The sequence below is a fragment of the Microbacterium sp. MYb64 genome (assembly GCF_002979495.1).
GTDB lineage: Bacteria > Actinomycetota > Actinomycetes > Actinomycetales > Microbacteriaceae > Microbacterium > Microbacterium azadirachtae_A.
Map to the genome: position 1 here is coordinate 77,290 of NZ_PCOW01000011.1, position 14,867 is coordinate 92,156.

The following is a 14,867-nucleotide window of genomic DNA, read 5'->3' on the forward strand; positions in this document are numbered from 1 at the left end:
CGCACCCCATAGGCCCCGCTGACGGGGACGACTCTGAAGTGGGAGCGCTGAAGGGAGGGCGGCGCCGGGGAGCGGCGAAGCGGGGCGGCGCCGGGGCTGCGAGGGGGCGGTCAGGCCTTCGAGCCGGGGAGACGGCAGACGCCGTCGATGCACAGCCCGGCGTCGGTGGCATCGAGGCCCGGGAACAGCGCCAGGCCGCCCGGAGCGACGCCCGGAGCAGCACCGTTCGTCGGGCGCTCGGCGTCCGCGGAGGTCTGCTGCTCGGATTCGGCTGCGGTGGTCATCCCTCGATGCTACGCCCGTGCGCGGCAGGGGGCGCCGTTGAGGCGTTCGCCCCATGTCGCCGGGCCCGCGCCGGGCGTAGTCTGCGCTCGTGCGCCGGGGTTTCGCCGCCCGCGAGAACGCCCCGACGCGGATGCGAAGGAGCTTCCCATGATCATCAGCACTCCCCCGGCCGAGACGGCCGAAGGGCATACCGCTGACATGTACGCCGAAGACATCGCGGACGCGGGATTCATCTTCGCCTACACCCGGGCGATGGCGGTGAACCCCGCCGCGCACGAAGCGTTCATGGCACTCATCCGGGCGATCGTGCCGTCCATCGGGGTGCGCGTGTACGAGGCGGCGACGCTCGGCGCGGCCCGCGCCATCGGATCCCCGCACTGTCTGCTCGCCCACGGGCGCAAGTCGCTGCGGGCCGAAGTGCTCAACGATGACGGACTCGCCGCGTTCGCGCGCGGCGACGACAGCGGATTCACCCCCGCCGAACAGGCCGTGATCCGGTATGCCGAGACGCTCTCCACGGATCCTCGCGCGATGACCGACGCCGACACGCAGCGGCTGCGGGATGCCGGCTACGACGACCGCCAGATCGTCGACATCACCCTCGCCGCCGCTGCGCGCAATTACTTCAGCCGGTCGCTGCTCGCCCTCGCCGTGCCGACGGACGAGGTGCCCGGGGTAGATCCGACGACGGCCGCGGCGCTCCGAGCCGCTGCGGCATGAGGCCGGCGCCACCAGCACCCCGCCCACGCCGCGCCTAGGTGGGAAGACCCTCCGAATCGGGCCGAATCGCCGCACAGCGGTTGAGAGCTCGGTCCTGAAGGGGAATCGTGGCCCGGACACATGCCGTGACCTCGGCATGTCCGCAACCGGAAGGAGTGCCTCGTGCTCACCTTGACCGACAACGCCACTGCGCTGGTCACCACGCTCGTCCGTCGTCGTACCGACACGGAGGGGGCGGGTCTGCGCATCCACACGGCCGAAACGCCGGGACAGGCGGGCGAACCCCGCCTCGCCGCCGACGTGGTCGTCTCGCCGGAGCCTGACGATCAGATCCTGGATCTGCCCGGCGCCCCGGTCTTCCTGGAAGGGGAGGCCGCCATCGTCCTGGACGACAAGGTCCTCGACGCGAACGTGAATGAGGAGGGCGCCGTGTCGTTCTCCTTGATGCCGAAGGTCGCCTGACCCCCGGCACCTCCAGAACGGGCGCATGGCCAGGACTTCCCGTCCGGCCATGCGCCCGTTCCCTTATCCGGTTCATGCAGAGTGCGGCATGCGGATCCCTCTACCGTGGACGGATGCTCAAACGCCTCGCCGCCCGCGCGTTCTGGACGCTCAGCCGCTGGACGCTCGCGACGGAACCGGCACCGACGCGTCCCACGGTGCTGATCGGCGCACCGCACACCTCGAACTGGGACTTCGTGCTCATGCTCGGCATCGCGTGGCGGCTGGGCATCGACGTGCACTGGCTCGGCAAGAAGAGCCTGTTCCACGGCTGGCGCGGCCCGCTCATGCGGCGCCTCGGCGGCATCCCGGTGGACCGGACGGATCCGTCCCGCGTCGTGGATGAGGTCGTCGCGCAAGTGAACGGCGGCGCCGTGTTCGGCCTGGTGGTGACCCCCGACGGCACCCGCGGCGGTAACGAGTACTGGAAGAGCGGCTTCTACCGCATCGCGCGGGAGACGGGGATGCCGGTGACCCTCGGGTTCGTCGACCGCACCACCATGACGACGGGACTCGGACCGACATTCGAGCTCACCGGCGATGTCGTGGCCGACATGGACCGGATCCGCGCGTTCTACGCGGACAAGGCGGGCGTGCGCCCCGAGCGCCGCACCGAACCGCGCCTGCGCGAGGAGAACCCCGCGGTCACCCCAGTCCCGTGACGAGGTTGATGATCGTGCCGAGGATCAGCGCGCCGAACACGTAGGCGATCGTGGTCTGTGCGATGACGATGCGCCGGATCGCGTTGCGCGTGACGTTGGTGTCCGCCACCTGATAGGTCATCCCGAGCCCGACCGAGAAGTAGACGAAGTCGGTGTACTCCGGATCCTCTTTCTGATTGAAGACGATCCCGCCGGATCCGTCGTAGTAGAGCTTCGCGTACCGCAGCATGTAGTCAGTCTGGATCAGCCCCCACGAGGCGGCGACGCTGAGCACGGCGCTCCCCGCGAGCGCGAACTGGGTCCACCCCTCCGCGTGCCGGGCCTGCAGCACCACGACCAGCACGGCCGCGATGCTGACGAAGCTGCCGGTCAGCGCGATCACGCGGGCGGCGCCGCGTCCCGGATCCTCCTCCGTGGCGTGCGCGTGGGTCTGCGCGGCGTCCATCCGCCACACCACCAGCAGGATCCACACGACGCTGACGAGGGCGAGCGTGCCCCACCCGGCGAGGATCCCCGCGGCGAGGCCGAGGAACGGCGTGACGACGAAGCCGACCACCACGCCGACGATGATCGCGACCGTCGCACGTACACGCCAACGGTGTCGCAGGGGAAGCTCGCTCACCACCGAATGCTATCCCCGAGGTCGTCTCATGCCACGGAGCGTTCAGGTTGGCAATGCGGGCAGAGCTGCGCCGAGGCACCGCCGAAGACGCGGTCGACGATCGTCGTGCCGCAGACCGGGCACGCTTCGCCGCCGCGTCCGTGCACCGCCATCGCGGCGACCTTGGCCTGCTTGAGCTGGTCCGGCGGCAGCCCCCGGCGGTCCGAGAGGGCGCCCCTCAGCACGTCGACCGTGGCGTGGTGAAGCCGTTCCCGCTCCTCACCGTCGAGCAATGCGGCGTGCACCACGGGCGAGATCTTCGCGCGGTGCAGGATCTCATCGGAGTAGGCGTTGCCGATCCCCGCGAGCGACGTCTGCTCCTGCAGCAGCGCCTTGATCTGTTTGCGCCGGGTGCCGAGCGCGCGATCGAAGGCGTCGCGATCGAAGTCCTCCGCGAGCGGATCCGGCCCTAGCGCCGCGATGCCCGAGACATCGGCGGGCGCGTCGACGACGTTGGCGGTCACCGCCAGGAAGTCGCCCATGTCCACGAGCTGCATCACGGCGCCGTCGTCGAGCGTGATCCGCGCGACCTCCGGCACGGGCTCCTCACTCGGCGGGTCTTCCGGGGCGTGCCAGCGGATCCAGCCGTTGCGGCCGAAACCGATCATCAGCCACCCCGCGTCGGTATCGAAGCCGACGTGCTTGCCGAAGCGCTCCAGACGTCTGATGCGCGCACCGACCAGCGACGCCGGGGGGCGATCCCGCGTCTTGATGATGCGGAACTCGCCGACATCCAGATCGGCGATCGCGCGACCGCGGATCCGCTCGTCGAGGAATTCGACCAGCGCCTGCACCTCCGGAGACTCGGGCATGCGCCCATCCTCGCACCGGGGTCGGACATCCGCGCGAGGCCGATCAGGCGAGCGCGACCTCGTCGTGCCGCGCGACGGCGAACTCCTGTCCCGGATAGCGGAGCCCGGCGAAGTACATGTTGGTGTGGGCGACGATCTGCTCGCCCGTGATCCGGACGCCGTCCGCGATCGTGTCGACCGTCGTGTGCGCGTCGCGCACGAGCGTCACGTCGTAGCCCTCCGCCGCCGCACGCTGGGTCGTCGTGCGCACGCAGAAGTCCGACTGCGCGCCGGCGACGACCAGTCGGGTCGCGCCATATCCGTCGAGCACCGCCCGCAGGTCGGTGTCCGCGAACGCGTCGCGTTAGCTCTTGCGCACGAGCGCCTCGCCGTCGGCGCGGGCGAGCGGTGCGGCGAGCTCCCAGTCCGGGGTGCCGACGCCGACCGGGTCGTGATGCACCCACACCACGGGGGCGCCTTCACTGCGTGCCCGACGCACGAGAGTATCGGTCCTCGACAGCACGCCTTGTTCGTCGAAGCAGCCCGGCAGCACCCCCGCCTGCATGTCGATCACGAGGAGGACGGTGCGGTCCTCCGACCCCGCGACCATGCCGGGCATCAGTCCCAGGCCAGGTAGTCCTCGATGGCGAACGCCGTGTCGACGGGGTCGCTCACGGGGAACAGGTGTCCGCCGCCCTCGATCGTCACGAGGCTGGCACGCTCCACGGCGGAGGCGCGAAGCTTCTCGCCGTTCGCCGTCGGCATGACGTCGTCCGCGGATCCCTGGATGATCAGGATCGGCACGGAAGGCGCGATCGGCACGTCGACGTCCTCGACGCCCAGCAGCAGCACGCCGAGGGCGCGGTCGGTGCGCTTCGCGGAGAGCGCGCGGGCGACCGTGCCGCCGACGCCGTGGCCGCCGATCCAGGTCGCGCCGATGCCGACGTGGTCCATGACGTCGCTCGCGTCCTGCACCCGGTCCTCAAGTGTTGCGTCGTCGTCCTTGCGGTTGCCGACCCGCAGCACGCGGATCCCCTCACCGGCGAGGATGTGCGCGACCGATCCCAGCGCTCCGCCTTCGAGGCCGCGACCTGGGATGAGCACCAGAACGGGTCCGTCACCCTCCGACATCTCGTCGATGTAGGGGATCGCGCGGCCATCGGGTTCGAAGATGCTGTTGTTCTCGGTAGTCACCGAGATATCGTACCGAGTCTCACCGGGGCCTCCGCTGGGGCCATCATCTGGACGAGAGGGGCCGCACGGGTTCCGTGCCGAGGCTCGAAGGCGCGACATCACCGGGCGTACGATCGCGAGACGGCCTGTGACCGCACGGGCGATGCGAGGAGCGACGATGACTCAGTACCTCATCTACTTCAACCAGCAGTGGGTCGGCGATCACAGCCCTGAGTGGTTCGCCGCGCGCGGTCCGCTCGCCAATGCCGTGGTGTCGGACATCAGGGATGCCGGCGCACTCGTCTTCGCGGCAGGCGTGCACGAAGACGACGATGCCGCGTTCACGGCCGACGCGACCAGCGGAACGACAGTCCTCACCTCCGGTCCCTTCGCCCCGGCCGAGCAGCGCATCGGGGGACTCACGATCATCGACGTCGCTGACGACGACACCGCGAAGGAGTGGGCGGGCAGGATCGCCGAGGCATGCGGTTGGCCGCAGGAGGTCCGGCGGGTCAGCTGACCTGCTCCCCCTCATCGGGCTCGGCACGGAGAAGATCCGCGATCTCCTCCTCCGGACGAGGCGCGATGTTCTCGTCCTCCTCGAGCTCGGGGATCGTGGGCTCACCCGGTTCCGGGACATGCCGGGGCGTGGAGTGCGCATCAGTATCGGACATGGCCGTGCCTCCTCTGGACGACACCGTCATCCTATGAGCCTCACGACGAGCGGGGGCGCTCAGCGCGAGACCCGATCCAGCCAGTCCTGGATCAGCGCCCGCAACAGCGCGGGCCGCTCGTGCGGAAGCGCGTGGCCGGTGTCGTCGAGCACCGCCGCCGTCGCATGCGGGTAGCGATCCACGAGATCGAGCGCGGCAGTGTATCCGACCGTCGAGTCGAGCCGGCCCGCCACGACGAGGGTCGGACCGTCGAACGGCGCCCCCTTCCCCGGCGCAAGTTCCCAGCGCTCGCCGATCCGCTCCATCGCCGCCTCATCCGCGAGCTCCATGCCGGGCACGACGAACCGCTCGTAGCGCTCCAGCATCGCGGGCGTCTGCACGACGAAGTAGCCCCGGAACTCCTCGTCGCCGAGATCGCCGGATCCGACGACCACACGATGCTCCGGCACGTCCCGGATGCCAGGCAGCAGTGGACAGACCAGAGCGAGTCCCGCGATCCGGGAGGGGTGGCGTTCGGCCATCGCCAGCGCGAAATGCGCGCCCGCCGAATGCCCGACGAGCAAAGACGGCTCGCCGCCGCTCACCTGCTCCACGAACTCGCGGAGCACGGTCAGCACGTCCTCTGCGCTGCCGATCTCCGCGGGTGCCGGGGTGCGGCCCATCCCGGGCAGATCGGGATAGATCCGCCGGATCCCCGTTGCGCCCGCGAACGCGGCCTCGAAGCAGGCCTCCGACTCGCGATGGTCCACGCCTGCGCCGTGCAGGATCACCGCCGGTCGCCCCGAACCGTGCTCGACGTAGTGCACCGTGGTCTTGCCCGTGCGCGCTTCCACGGCCCCAACGTAGTGCGTCCGTTCCGGCGAGGCACCCCTCACGTCGATCTCACATCCCGTCCGCGGCGGGTGCAACTGACCGGCGGAAGCCCCGTACGCTGGACGACGCCGCGAACTGCGCGCGAAAGGAAGGGTTCCATGAAGATCACCCAGCTTCGGCGGTTCGTCGCCGTCGCGGAGGAACTGCACTTCCCGCGCGCGGCCGCCCGACTCGGGATCCCGCTCGCCGCTCTGTACTCGTCCATCGAGAAGCTCGAGGAAGAGGTCGGGCACCCGCTCGTCACGCGGGGAAGCTCCACCAGTCTGACCAGCGCCGGCCTCCTCCTACTGCCCGAGGCGCGGGACAGGATCGCCGCGGCACCGCCGCCTCCGCAGAAATCGGGCGCGCCTTCCGGTGGCAAGGCCAAGGCATCCAAAGGAAAGGGCCGAGCTCCCGCTGTGAAGGGACAGCCCAAGCCCTACAAGAAGCGCCAGGGCCGCTGACGCGGTCTATCCCGGCCTAGCCGTGGGAGCGACTCACTAGGCAGCTAACGAGCCTCGAAGGTCACGCAGCCCTCAGCGGTGTGATCGCCGCGATCTGCTCGGCGGCGCGATCCTCGGCCAGGTCCAGCTCATACCGCGTCTGCAGGTTGAGCCAGAACTGGGCCGACACGCCGAAGTAACGCCCCAGGCGGAGCGCAGTGTCGGCCGAGATCCCCCTCTTGCCATGCACGATCTCGTTGATGCGCCGCGGCGGCACCCCGATAGCCACGGCAACCTTGTTCTGCGTGATCTCGAAGCCCTTGATGAAGTCCTCCATGAGAACCTCGCCCGGGTGAATCGGGGGAATCTTGTCAGTGATGGTCAACGATCTCCACCTCCTCTGGTCCAGCTGCGGTCCACAGGAAGCAGATCCGCCACTGATCATTGATCCTGATGCTGTGTTGTCCGGCGCGATCGCCCTTCAGCGCTTCGAGCCGGTTTCCGGGTGGGAGCCTTAGATCGTCGAGCGACTCAGCCGCCCCCACCTGACGTAGCTTGCGCAAGGCGGTCGTGTGGATCCGAGAATCGATCGACGGCACGCGATCACGACGCCACAACCGTTCGGTGGTCTTGTCGCCGAACGATCTGATCACGGGCTCAGAATATAACGGATACCGTCAATAACGCTAGGCGTTAAATCGGAACGCCACATCGCCGTCGTCCTGCATGACGTTCCTTGCCCTCCAGGTGGGTCTTGCCTTGGAACGCGCCTCGACCACGGATCCGGTGTCCACCAGGTCCTGGAACGAGATGACCTCGGCCTTGATGAGGGCGGTCGTTATCTCGTGGACTGACGGCCATGCGATTCCGTCACGTGAGCATCGAACCAGGTCGCCACGTCGTCCTCGCTCAGCATCGGCGGACGTTCTTGCAAACATTCGTTGCACAGTGCGTGCCAGCCCACGTCGTCGCGCCACAAGTGCGGGTGTCCCTCAGTTACCCAGTCCGGGGACCACGCGACGTCGAACGCGCAGTCGATGCGGCTTGTCACCGCCCACGCGAGAGTCCGAATCGCCTCGTCCGAGATCCCATACGCCCCGATGCCGTTGTAGACGCTCAGTTCATCCCGCACCGCGTCGTAGAGCAACTCCAGCTCTCGCGTGCCCCAGTCGGATCTATCGCGGCGCGCGTCCTTGGCTGCGCCTGCATCGTGCGTGCTCACACCAGATCCTCAAAGCTGTCTTCGCCGGGTCGCCAGACCATCCATGCGCTGTCAGCGAAGCCCGCCAGAGGAGCGACCTCGGCGGGACTTCCTCGAGCCTCGGGTGGATCCGGACCCCGCCCGTGTTGAGCCGTATGGAGATGCCAGTCCCGGTCTGTTCTGACGTGGATGTCACGGTCCCCGGAACCAGTTTTCGCAAGGCGTCCGCATAGCCGAGATCTGATTCGTTCCAGATTCTCCCGTTCCAGACGATCTCGGGCCAGACATAGCAACTCAGCGTCACGGGACCGGATCCGTCCGGCTCCCCATCGAACCGCAGTTGCACGTAATCGTTGAGGACGAACTCGACCGAGCGGATCCGGTTTCCGACAAGGCGCGATAGCAGCTCGTTCGGCACATACCCGGTCCGATTGCTCACGCGACCGCCAGACGTTCAGCGTTCTCGCGGTGTCGTGGGCGGATGACCGCCGGATCACGCAGCGAAGGCATACGAGAAACTTAGACGTTGAAGCGGAACTCCACCACATTACGTTGCGGATAGGCATCACCACGGTGCAGAGCCTGCTATTACGAGTGGCTGCCGCGGCCCGTCACACTGTCAGCATCTCGAGGCAGTGCGATGTTGGTAACGTCCAGGAGTGACCTTTAATGCTCGGATCGAACCCTATGTCCTCAAGATAGGGCAGCCGTTCACCGTTTTCGTCAACGATGCGCCGGAGTGGTCGAACAAGACCATCAGTGTGCAGATCGAATCGAGCGACGACATCGAACCGCTGATGATGGCGATGTCATTCTCGATGGAGATCGGGGACGACGGCATGGGAAGCTGGCACCACGCTTCCGGATTCGAGATCGACCGAGAAAGCGTCGTCTTCGTCTCGGCGGCCGGGATCGCGCCGCCGTTTGATCCCTCGTCACAGCAACCTCCGGTCGCGCCGGAGCTCGTATATCCCGAGTTCGTGTCGATGACAGCACTGAATTCGCCGAACACGGCCAGTGACAAGGTCGTCGACTTGTACCTCGACCTACAGAGGCGTAGAGAGGCACGATTCGAGCAACCACTCGGCACGCCCGGTCGGGGCTCACAGTTCCGCGCGGCCGTCTTCATCGAAGGGCTGCTGATCACCCAGCCGATCCCGACCACGCACGGCGTCGTGCACCCACAGATGCTCGAGGTCCACGACGGCGACCTCCGTGATCTCATGAATGTCTCCCTCGAGCGCCTCAGGTGGCCAGGACGCGTCAATGACGAAACATGGAATCAACGACTTCGCCGCAACGACTTCGCGGTGTTCGAGTTCCCACAGATCTGGGCAAAAGACGAGACCGAAGCCGATGCTCTCGCGATGGCCGAGACAGACAAGCTCGTACTCACCCTCGCATACCTGCGGTACGCGGCGCCTCGGCCGATCATGGTTGCGCTCGAGAGCCGTACGCCACAGCACATCCGCTTCCGAAACCTCCGCGAAGGCTACACCGGGAACCTCATAGGCGGATTCATGGGCGGTGAAAGCTCTCGCGAGGTCCTCCGTGTTGGCGGCGCCGTCACTGCGGCACCCGAGGTGGAGTTGTATGTCAATCTCTATCTCGAAGCCCGACGCGAAAAGCAGGAGGATTCTCGCTACTTCAAGCTCTGGGCCGTCCTCGAAACGATCGCGATCAACGAGGTCCCCGACGGCGCGAAGGTCTTCCTCGACGACGGCTCCCAGTGGCCGGATGGGGGCACAACAAGCCAAGCCGCTCCTCGCGTATTCGAACTTGTCAGATCAGCCAGCCTCGCCGGACGCGAATGGCCCGACGGTGGTGACCTATATGCCTTCATTCGCACAGTGTATGGGCGGCGGAATGCCACCGCGCACTATGGGCGTTTCATCCCGACCGATCCTGTGCAGCAAGTGCAGTCGAAGTGGTATCCGTGGGCTGCCAAGACGCTCTCGACAAGAAGCGGGCATCCAGGATGGCTCTGGGAGCTCGACAGGGTCGTTCACGAGGTCGTTGGCTCGCGGATCGCCGAGAATGCGACGGCCATCTGACGTGACAAACGATTCCGCGGCGGCGACATAGGAGTCTAAAACCACGCTGTTAGTTGCTGAACCTAAACTCCACCACGTCGCCGTCCTGCATCACGTAGTCCTTGCCCTCCAGACGCGCCTTGCCCTTCGAACGGGCCTCGACCACGGATCCGGTGTCCACCAGGTCCTGGAACGAGATGACCTCGGCCTTGATGAAGCCCTTCTCGAAGTCGGTGTGGATCACGCCGGCCGCCTGAGGAGCCTTGTCGCCCTTGTGGATCGTCCAGGCGCGCGCTTCCTTCGGGCCCGCCGTGAGGTAGGTCTGCAGGCCCAGGGTGTCGAATCCGATACGCGCGAGCTGGTCGAGGCCGGACTCGTCCTGACCGGTGGAGGCGAGAAGCTCCGCGGCGTCCTCGGGATCCAGGTCGATGAGCTCGGACTCGATCTTCGCATCCAGGAAGATCGCCTGCGCCGGGGCGACGAGAGCGGCGAGCTCCGCCTTGCGGGCAGCGTCCGTGAGCACGGCCTCGTCCACATTGAAGACGAAGATGACCGGCTTCGAGGTCAGCAGGCCCAGCTCCTTGATCGGAGCCAGGTCGATCCCGCTCGTGGAGAGCAGCTGACCGCGCTCGAGCGAGTCCTTCGCGGCGTTTGCGGCCTCGAGCACGGAGGCGTCGGTCTTGCGGCCGCGCACCTCCTTCTCGATGCGCACGATCGCCTTCTCGAGCGTCTGCAGGTCGGCGAGCATGAGCTCGGCGTTGATCGTCTCGAGGTCGTTCTTGGGGTCGATCTCACCGTCGACGTGCACCACGTCGTCATCGGCGAAGCCGCGGACGACCTGCGCGATCGCGTCGGCCTCGCGGATGTTCGCGAGGAACTGGTTGCCCAGCCCCTCCCCCTCACTCGCGCCGCGCACGATGCCCGCGATGTCGACGAACGACACCGTCGCGGGCAGGATCCGCTCGCTGCCGAAGATCTCGGCGAGCGCGTTCAGCCGCGCGTCGGGCAGGTTCACCACGCCGACGTTCGGCTCGATCGTCGCGAACGGGTAGTTCGCCGCGAGCACGTCGTTCTTGGTGAGGGCGTTGAAGAGGGTGGACTTGCCGACGTTGGGCAGTCCTACGATTCCGATGGTGAGAGCCACGGGGTACGAGTCTACCGGGGTGGCTGCGCGGAGCATGCCACGTCCGAGGGGGCTGTGACGGCGTAACGATGCAGCCACGGATCTCATCGGCGATGGCATCGTCCCCATAGTCTCTGGCCATGCGAAAGCTCAGGACCGTCGCCTGCGGGCTTTGCGTCGTAGCGGTCGTCGCGCTCAGCGGCTGCCAGGCTCTCTTCCCCGCGGCTGTGCGCATCAACTACGACGGGTCCGTCGACTATGTCACCTGCCATTCCGGCACGCCAGGGCTCGATGAATCGCGGGCGATGTCATATGCGTCGTCACATCAAACCAACGGTCTCGAGATCCAACCCGTCAGCGAGCTGGGAGTTCCGACGGCAGGGCAGGTCGTCCACTTCCAGCGGCCAACGGCGGGATGGAAGTCCATCCTCGTCGGATCCTCGACGCACTCACTTGCGAGCGCCAGAGCTGACCACGTGTCTCTCGGAGAGTGGATCTGGAACGCCGGCGATCACTGCACGATCAACGAGTAGCCACGACCGGCCAGGATTCCGCCGTCATCCCGACCGCGTAGCCGTCAGCCGCGGATCGCGCGATAGGCGGCCGTCACATACGGCATCGACAGCGTCGCGCCCTCGGCGAGGCCGAGCTCGTCGAACAGGTCGTCCATAGCCTGCGCGATCCGCACCTTCTCCTCGGGCGGCGACGTGATGATCATGCTGCGCGAGCTCGCCATCGCATGCAGTTCGGCGCGCGTCATCTCCCGCGACCACTCCCAGCGCCGTTCTTCCAGCTCCCCGAACGGGGCGGCGACGCGCACGGCGTTCTCGCCGATCATCTCCTCCGCCGCGCTGCCGCCCATGATCTCGGTCAGCCGTCGCACCCATCCGGTGCGGTCGTCCCGCACGTTCCAGATGAGCCCGAGCACGCCGCCGGGGCGCACCACACGACCGATCTCCGCGGAGGCGGCGACGGGATCCACCCAGTGCCACGCCTGACCGAGGGTGGCGGCGTCGGCGACGGCATCAGCCAGCGGCAGAGCCTCCGCGGTGCCCGTGACCGCTTCGACTCCGGGCGTCTTCTCCCGCAGGGCCTCGAGCATCTGCGGATCCGGGTCCACGGCCGTCACGCCCGTGCCCCCGAGGGCGAGCACGGCACGGGTGAGCTTGCCGGTCCCCGCACCGATGTCGACGACGGCTTTGTCGCCTTCCGCCAGCGGCTCCAGCAACCAGGCGACCGCGTCCGACCGGTACTCCGGTCGCCCCTTCTCGTAGCTGCCCGTCTCGGATCCGAAGCTCGTCGCACGTTCGACCATGCTTCGACACTACGCCCGGATCCGGTCCGTCCCGGCGCGCCTGAGCCGCGCCGACCCCTCCCCGGCGGAGGGTGGATGCGTGGCACTGGACTTCACCGCGATCGACTTCGAGACGGCGAACTCCTCCCCGGCCTCCGCGTGTGCGGTGGGCCTGGTCCGCGTCAGGGACGGCATCGTCGTCGCACAGACGGGCTGGCTGATCCGCCCGCCGGCAGGCCACGACGCCTTCCAGGAATGGAACGTGCGGATCCACGGCATCGAGGCGCATGAGGTCGCCGACGCCGACGGGTGGAGCGAGCAGCTCGACCGCCTCTGCGCGTTCGCCGGCGCCGATGTGCTCGTCGCGCACAACGCGGGCTTCGACCTGAACGTGATCCGCCGCGCCTGCGAGGCCACCGGAGACGAGTGCCCTCCGTACCAGTCGCTCTGCAGTCTGAGCGTCGCGCGCAAGGTGTACGACCTCGACTCCTACAAGCTCCCGGTCGCCGCGGCCGCGGCCGGCTTCGGCGCGTTCCCGCACCACGACGCCCTGGCCGACGCACGCGCCTGCGCGCAGATCGTGATCGACGCGGCCCGGCGCACGGCGTCGGGCACGGTGCAGCAGCTCGCCGACGCGATCGGCGTGCGCCTCGGCGACCCGCTCGCGCCCGCCGCGCCCGCGAAGGTGCGCGCCGCCGCCTGACGCCGTTCCGGCCGCCCCGGCCTCGCTCTCCTGCGATGTCGGTGGCCCCGCCCATGATGGACGCATGGACGCGCTCGCACTGCTCATCGCCGCACTCACCGCCGTGGCGGGCCTCGCCGTGGGCTGGTTCCTCGGCCGCAGCCGCGCCGCCGCCGACCTCGCCCGCGCCGACGCCGAGCTCGCCGTCGTGCGCGAAGACAGGGACAGGCAGAACGACCTGTACCGCGATGCCGTCGAGCACGCACGACGCGAGCAGCACGACGCCGCGGAGCGCGTGCGCCAGGAGAACGCCGTGCTCACCGCTCTCGCCCCGGTGCGCGAGAGCCTGCACCGCATGCAGCAGACCGTGACCGTGCTGGAGCGCGAGCGACATGCGCAGTTCGGCCAGCTCAGCGAGCAGCTGCGGCGCACCGAGGAGAACGGAGAGGCGCTGCGCTCCACGACCGAGTCGCTGGCCGGCGCACTGCGCTCGACGTCCGCGCGCGGAGTGTGGGGCGAGACGCAGCTCCGCCGCGTGGTGGAGGCCGCCGGCCTCACCCGGCACGTCGACTTCGACCTGCAGGCCACGATCCACTCCGATGCGGGACACGGCCGCCCCGACATGGTGATCCGTCTCGCCGGCGGGGCATCGATCGCGGTGGACGCGAAGGCCCCGCTCGACGCCTTCCTCGCCGCGGGGGCACTCGGATCCGACGATCCGCAGCGGCGTCCCCTCATGCAGCAGCACGTCAAGGCCGTGCGCGCGCACATCGATGCCCTGGCGAAGAAGGCCTACTGGTCGGGGCTCGAGGTGAGCCCCGAGTTCGTGATCTGCTTCCTGCCCACCGAGTCGTTGCTGTCGGCCGCCCTCGACGAGGATCCGGCTCTCCTCGACTACGCCTTCAACAAGCGGGTGGCGCTGGCCACCCCGGTGAATCTCTGGGCCGTGCTGAAGACCGTCGCCTACACCTGGAAGCAGCAGGAGCTCTCCGCCGAGGCCGCCGTGCTCCTCGACCTCGGCACTCAGCTGTACGACCGGCTCGGAGTACTGGCGAACCACGCCGACGACCTGCGCCGCGCTCTCGAGCGCACGGTCGACAGCTACAACCGCTTCGCCGGCTCCTTGGAGAGTCGCGTGCTCGTGACGGCCCGCCGCTTCCCCGGCGTGGATGCGGATGCCCTCACCGCCCCTGCGACACTGACCAGCTCGACGCGACGGTTCACCGCGGACGAACTGGCGTCATCCGCGGATGAGGACCACGCCGACGGGATGCGTGCGGACCTCGGCGAGCTGCGTGTCCGTCTGGGGAGTCAGGATGCCGACGCCGAGGCGCCGATCGATCGGGACTCCGACCGCTCCGAGCACGCCGATCAGGCCGATCCGGCCGAGCCGGAGGAGGTCACGCGCTCCCGGGAACCCCGCTGAGCAGGGCGACGACGGTGGCGGAGAACAGCACGAAAGCGCCGATCATCCACCAGGCGCTGATCTCGTGCCCCTCTTCGCGACGCACGCGGAACAGGACATCGGTGCGGCGAGCGGCGTCCATCTCGACGATCTTGACGGATCCGGTGTCAGTGACCGTCTCCTGGCGGTAGATCTTCTCCGCAGCCATCGTCCACGCTCCCCTGCTCCGCATTCCGAATCGCGCTGAATGCGCCGTGCACGCCGGTCGGCGCCTCCTCCATTGTGCCAGGTGACGCCGAGAAGACGCGGAATGCGATCAGGTCGTTACCCACGGGCCTCCACAGGAGGCCGGTGCAGCCCGCTCGCT

21 protein-coding genes and 1 pseudogene are annotated in these 14,867 nt (G+C 68.1%); 9 read left to right on the forward strand and 13 right to left on the reverse strand.

What is annotated here, in order from left to right; all coding sequences use genetic code 11:
- Nucleotides 1–110 precede the first annotated feature (110 nt).
- Nucleotides 111–284 (reverse strand): hypothetical protein, encoded by a 174-nt coding sequence (locus CQ044_RS19575; RefSeq protein WP_181158287.1) that lies wholly within the window; start codon nt 282–284, stop codon nt 111–113.
- 148 nt (nt 285–432) lie between these two features.
- Here CQ044_RS19575 and CQ044_RS11405 point away from each other — a divergent pair, with 148 nt between their 5' ends.
- The 3 genes from CQ044_RS11405 to CQ044_RS11415 all read left to right on the forward strand — a co-directional run bounded on the left by CQ044_RS11405 (nt 433) and on the right by CQ044_RS11415 (nt 2,168).
- A complete protein-coding gene (locus tag CQ044_RS11405) occupies nt 433–1,005 on the forward strand; it encodes a carboxymuconolactone decarboxylase family protein (RefSeq protein WP_105688580.1) in 573 nt (190 codons plus the stop codon).
- Nucleotides 1,006–1,167: 162 nt separating this feature from the next.
- On the forward strand, nt 1,168–1,467 hold the full coding sequence (locus CQ044_RS11410; protein WP_045272208.1) for a Fe-S cluster assembly protein HesB: 300 nt from the start codon (nt 1,168–1,170) through the stop codon (nt 1,465–1,467).
- Nucleotides 1,468–1,580: 113 nt separating this feature from the next.
- Nucleotides 1,581–2,168, forward strand: a complete 588-nt coding sequence (locus CQ044_RS11415; RefSeq protein ID WP_105688581.1) for a 1-acyl-sn-glycerol-3-phosphate acyltransferase — start codon at nt 1,581–1,583, stop codon at nt 2,166–2,168.
- On the opposite strand, the gene CQ044_RS11420 is transcribed toward CQ044_RS11415, so the two are convergent.
- The 4 genes and pseudogenes from CQ044_RS11420 to CQ044_RS11435 form a co-directional block, all read right to left on the reverse strand.
- Complete coding sequence (locus tag CQ044_RS11420) at nt 2,152–2,790, reverse strand: DUF1345 domain-containing protein (protein ID WP_105688629.1); 639 nt, start codon at nt 2,788–2,790, stop codon at nt 2,152–2,154. The genes CQ044_RS11415 and CQ044_RS11420 overlap by 17 nt on opposite strands.
- A gap of 26 nt (nt 2,791–2,816) precedes the next feature.
- On the reverse strand, nt 2,817–3,641 hold the full coding sequence (locus tag CQ044_RS11425) for an Fpg/Nei family DNA glycosylase (RefSeq protein ID WP_105688582.1): 825 nt from the start codon (nt 3,639–3,641) through the stop codon (nt 2,817–2,819).
- A gap of 43 nt (nt 3,642–3,684) precedes the next feature.
- A pseudogene (locus tag CQ044_RS11430) lies at nt 3,685–4,239 on the reverse strand (isochorismatase family protein).
- On the reverse strand, nt 4,239–4,814 hold the full coding sequence (locus CQ044_RS11435; protein ID WP_258133275.1) for an alpha/beta fold hydrolase: 576 nt from the start codon (nt 4,812–4,814) through the stop codon (nt 4,239–4,241). Before CQ044_RS11435 ends, CQ044_RS11430 begins: the two are co-directional and overlap by 1 nt.
- A 157-nt stretch (nt 4,815–4,971) precedes the next feature.
- Here CQ044_RS11435 and CQ044_RS11440 point away from each other — a divergent pair, with 157 nt between their 5' ends.
- Nucleotides 4,972–5,313 (forward strand): YciI family protein, encoded by a 342-nt coding sequence (locus CQ044_RS11440; RefSeq protein WP_105688584.1) that lies wholly within the window; start codon nt 4,972–4,974, stop codon nt 5,311–5,313.
- Here the strand turns inward: CQ044_RS11440 and CQ044_RS19580 are convergent.
- Entirely contained in the window at nt 5,306–5,467 is a 162-nt protein-coding gene (locus CQ044_RS19580) for a hypothetical protein (protein ID WP_181158288.1), read from the reverse strand. The two genes, CQ044_RS11440 and CQ044_RS19580, sit on opposite strands and share 8 nt — an antisense overlap.
- Before the next feature lie 59 nt (nt 5,468–5,526).
- The gene (locus CQ044_RS11445) at nt 5,527–6,300 is read right to left on the reverse strand and encodes an alpha/beta fold hydrolase (RefSeq protein ID WP_105688585.1); all 774 of its coding nucleotides are present in this window, start codon (nt 6,298–6,300) and stop codon (nt 5,527–5,529) included.
- Between the two features lie 138 nt (nt 6,301–6,438).
- Between CQ044_RS11445 and CQ044_RS11450 the strand changes: the two genes are divergently transcribed.
- Entirely contained in the window at nt 6,439–6,783 is a 345-nt protein-coding gene (locus CQ044_RS11450) for a LysR family transcriptional regulator (RefSeq protein WP_105688586.1), read from the forward strand.
- Between the two features lie 61 nt (nt 6,784–6,844).
- On the opposite strand, the gene CQ044_RS11455 is transcribed toward CQ044_RS11450, so the two are convergent.
- The 3 genes from CQ044_RS11455 to CQ044_RS19585 all read right to left on the reverse strand — a co-directional run bounded on the left by CQ044_RS11455 (nt 6,845) and on the right by CQ044_RS19585 (nt 7,984).
- Nucleotides 6,845–7,147: a HigA family addiction module antitoxin gene (locus CQ044_RS11455; RefSeq protein WP_105688587.1), complete on the reverse strand. Its 303-nt coding sequence runs from the start codon at nt 7,145–7,147 to the stop codon at nt 6,845–6,847.
- A complete protein-coding gene (locus CQ044_RS11460) occupies nt 7,134–7,415 on the reverse strand; it encodes a type II toxin-antitoxin system RelE/ParE family toxin (RefSeq protein ID WP_105688588.1) in 282 nt (93 codons plus the stop codon). The genes CQ044_RS11455 and CQ044_RS11460 overlap by 14 nt, the downstream gene beginning before the upstream one ends.
- A gap of 185 nt (nt 7,416–7,600) precedes the next feature.
- Nucleotides 7,601–7,984 carry a hypothetical protein gene (locus CQ044_RS19585; RefSeq protein WP_181158296.1) on the reverse strand — a complete coding sequence of 128 codons (384 nt, stop codon included), beginning with the start codon at nt 7,982–7,984 and terminating at the stop codon, nt 7,601–7,603.
- 638 nt (nt 7,985–8,622) lie between these two features.
- Here CQ044_RS19585 and CQ044_RS11475 point away from each other — a divergent pair.
- Nucleotides 8,623–10,017: a hypothetical protein gene (locus CQ044_RS11475; protein WP_105688590.1), complete on the forward strand. Its 1,395-nt coding sequence runs from the start codon at nt 8,623–8,625 to the stop codon at nt 10,015–10,017.
- Nucleotides 10,018–10,066: 49 nt separating this feature from the next.
- On the opposite strand, the gene ychF is transcribed toward CQ044_RS11475, so the two are convergent.
- Complete coding sequence (gene ychF, locus CQ044_RS11480; protein ID WP_105688630.1) at nt 10,067–11,140, reverse strand: redox-regulated ATPase YchF; 1,074 nt, start codon at nt 11,138–11,140, stop codon at nt 10,067–10,069.
- 119 nt (nt 11,141–11,259) lie between these two features.
- Here ychF and CQ044_RS19440 point away from each other — a divergent pair, with 119 nt between their 5' ends.
- A complete protein-coding gene (locus CQ044_RS19440; protein ID WP_146116782.1) occupies nt 11,260–11,652 on the forward strand; it encodes a hypothetical protein in 393 nt (130 codons plus the stop codon).
- Between the two features lie 44 nt (nt 11,653–11,696).
- On the opposite strand, the gene CQ044_RS11485 is transcribed toward CQ044_RS19440, so the two are convergent.
- Complete coding sequence (locus CQ044_RS11485; protein ID WP_105688591.1) at nt 11,697–12,434, reverse strand: class I SAM-dependent methyltransferase; 738 nt, start codon at nt 12,432–12,434, stop codon at nt 11,697–11,699.
- A gap of 79 nt (nt 12,435–12,513) precedes the next feature.
- Here CQ044_RS11485 and CQ044_RS11490 point away from each other — a divergent pair, with 79 nt between their 5' ends.
- Both CQ044_RS11490 and CQ044_RS11495 read left to right on the forward strand, forming a co-directional pair.
- A complete protein-coding gene (locus tag CQ044_RS11490) occupies nt 12,514–13,116 on the forward strand; it encodes a 3'-5' exonuclease (protein WP_105688592.1) in 603 nt (200 codons plus the stop codon).
- A gap of 64 nt (nt 13,117–13,180) precedes the next feature.
- On the forward strand, nt 13,181–14,521 hold the full coding sequence (locus CQ044_RS11495) for a DNA recombination protein RmuC (protein ID WP_105688593.1): 1,341 nt from the start codon (nt 13,181–13,183) through the stop codon (nt 14,519–14,521).
- Here the strand turns inward: CQ044_RS11495 and CQ044_RS11500 are convergent.
- Nucleotides 14,496–14,708 (reverse strand): hypothetical protein, encoded by a 213-nt coding sequence (locus CQ044_RS11500; RefSeq protein ID WP_045272196.1) that lies wholly within the window; start codon nt 14,706–14,708, stop codon nt 14,496–14,498. The genes CQ044_RS11495 and CQ044_RS11500 overlap by 26 nt on opposite strands.
- Nucleotides 14,709–14,867 lie beyond the last annotated feature (159 nt).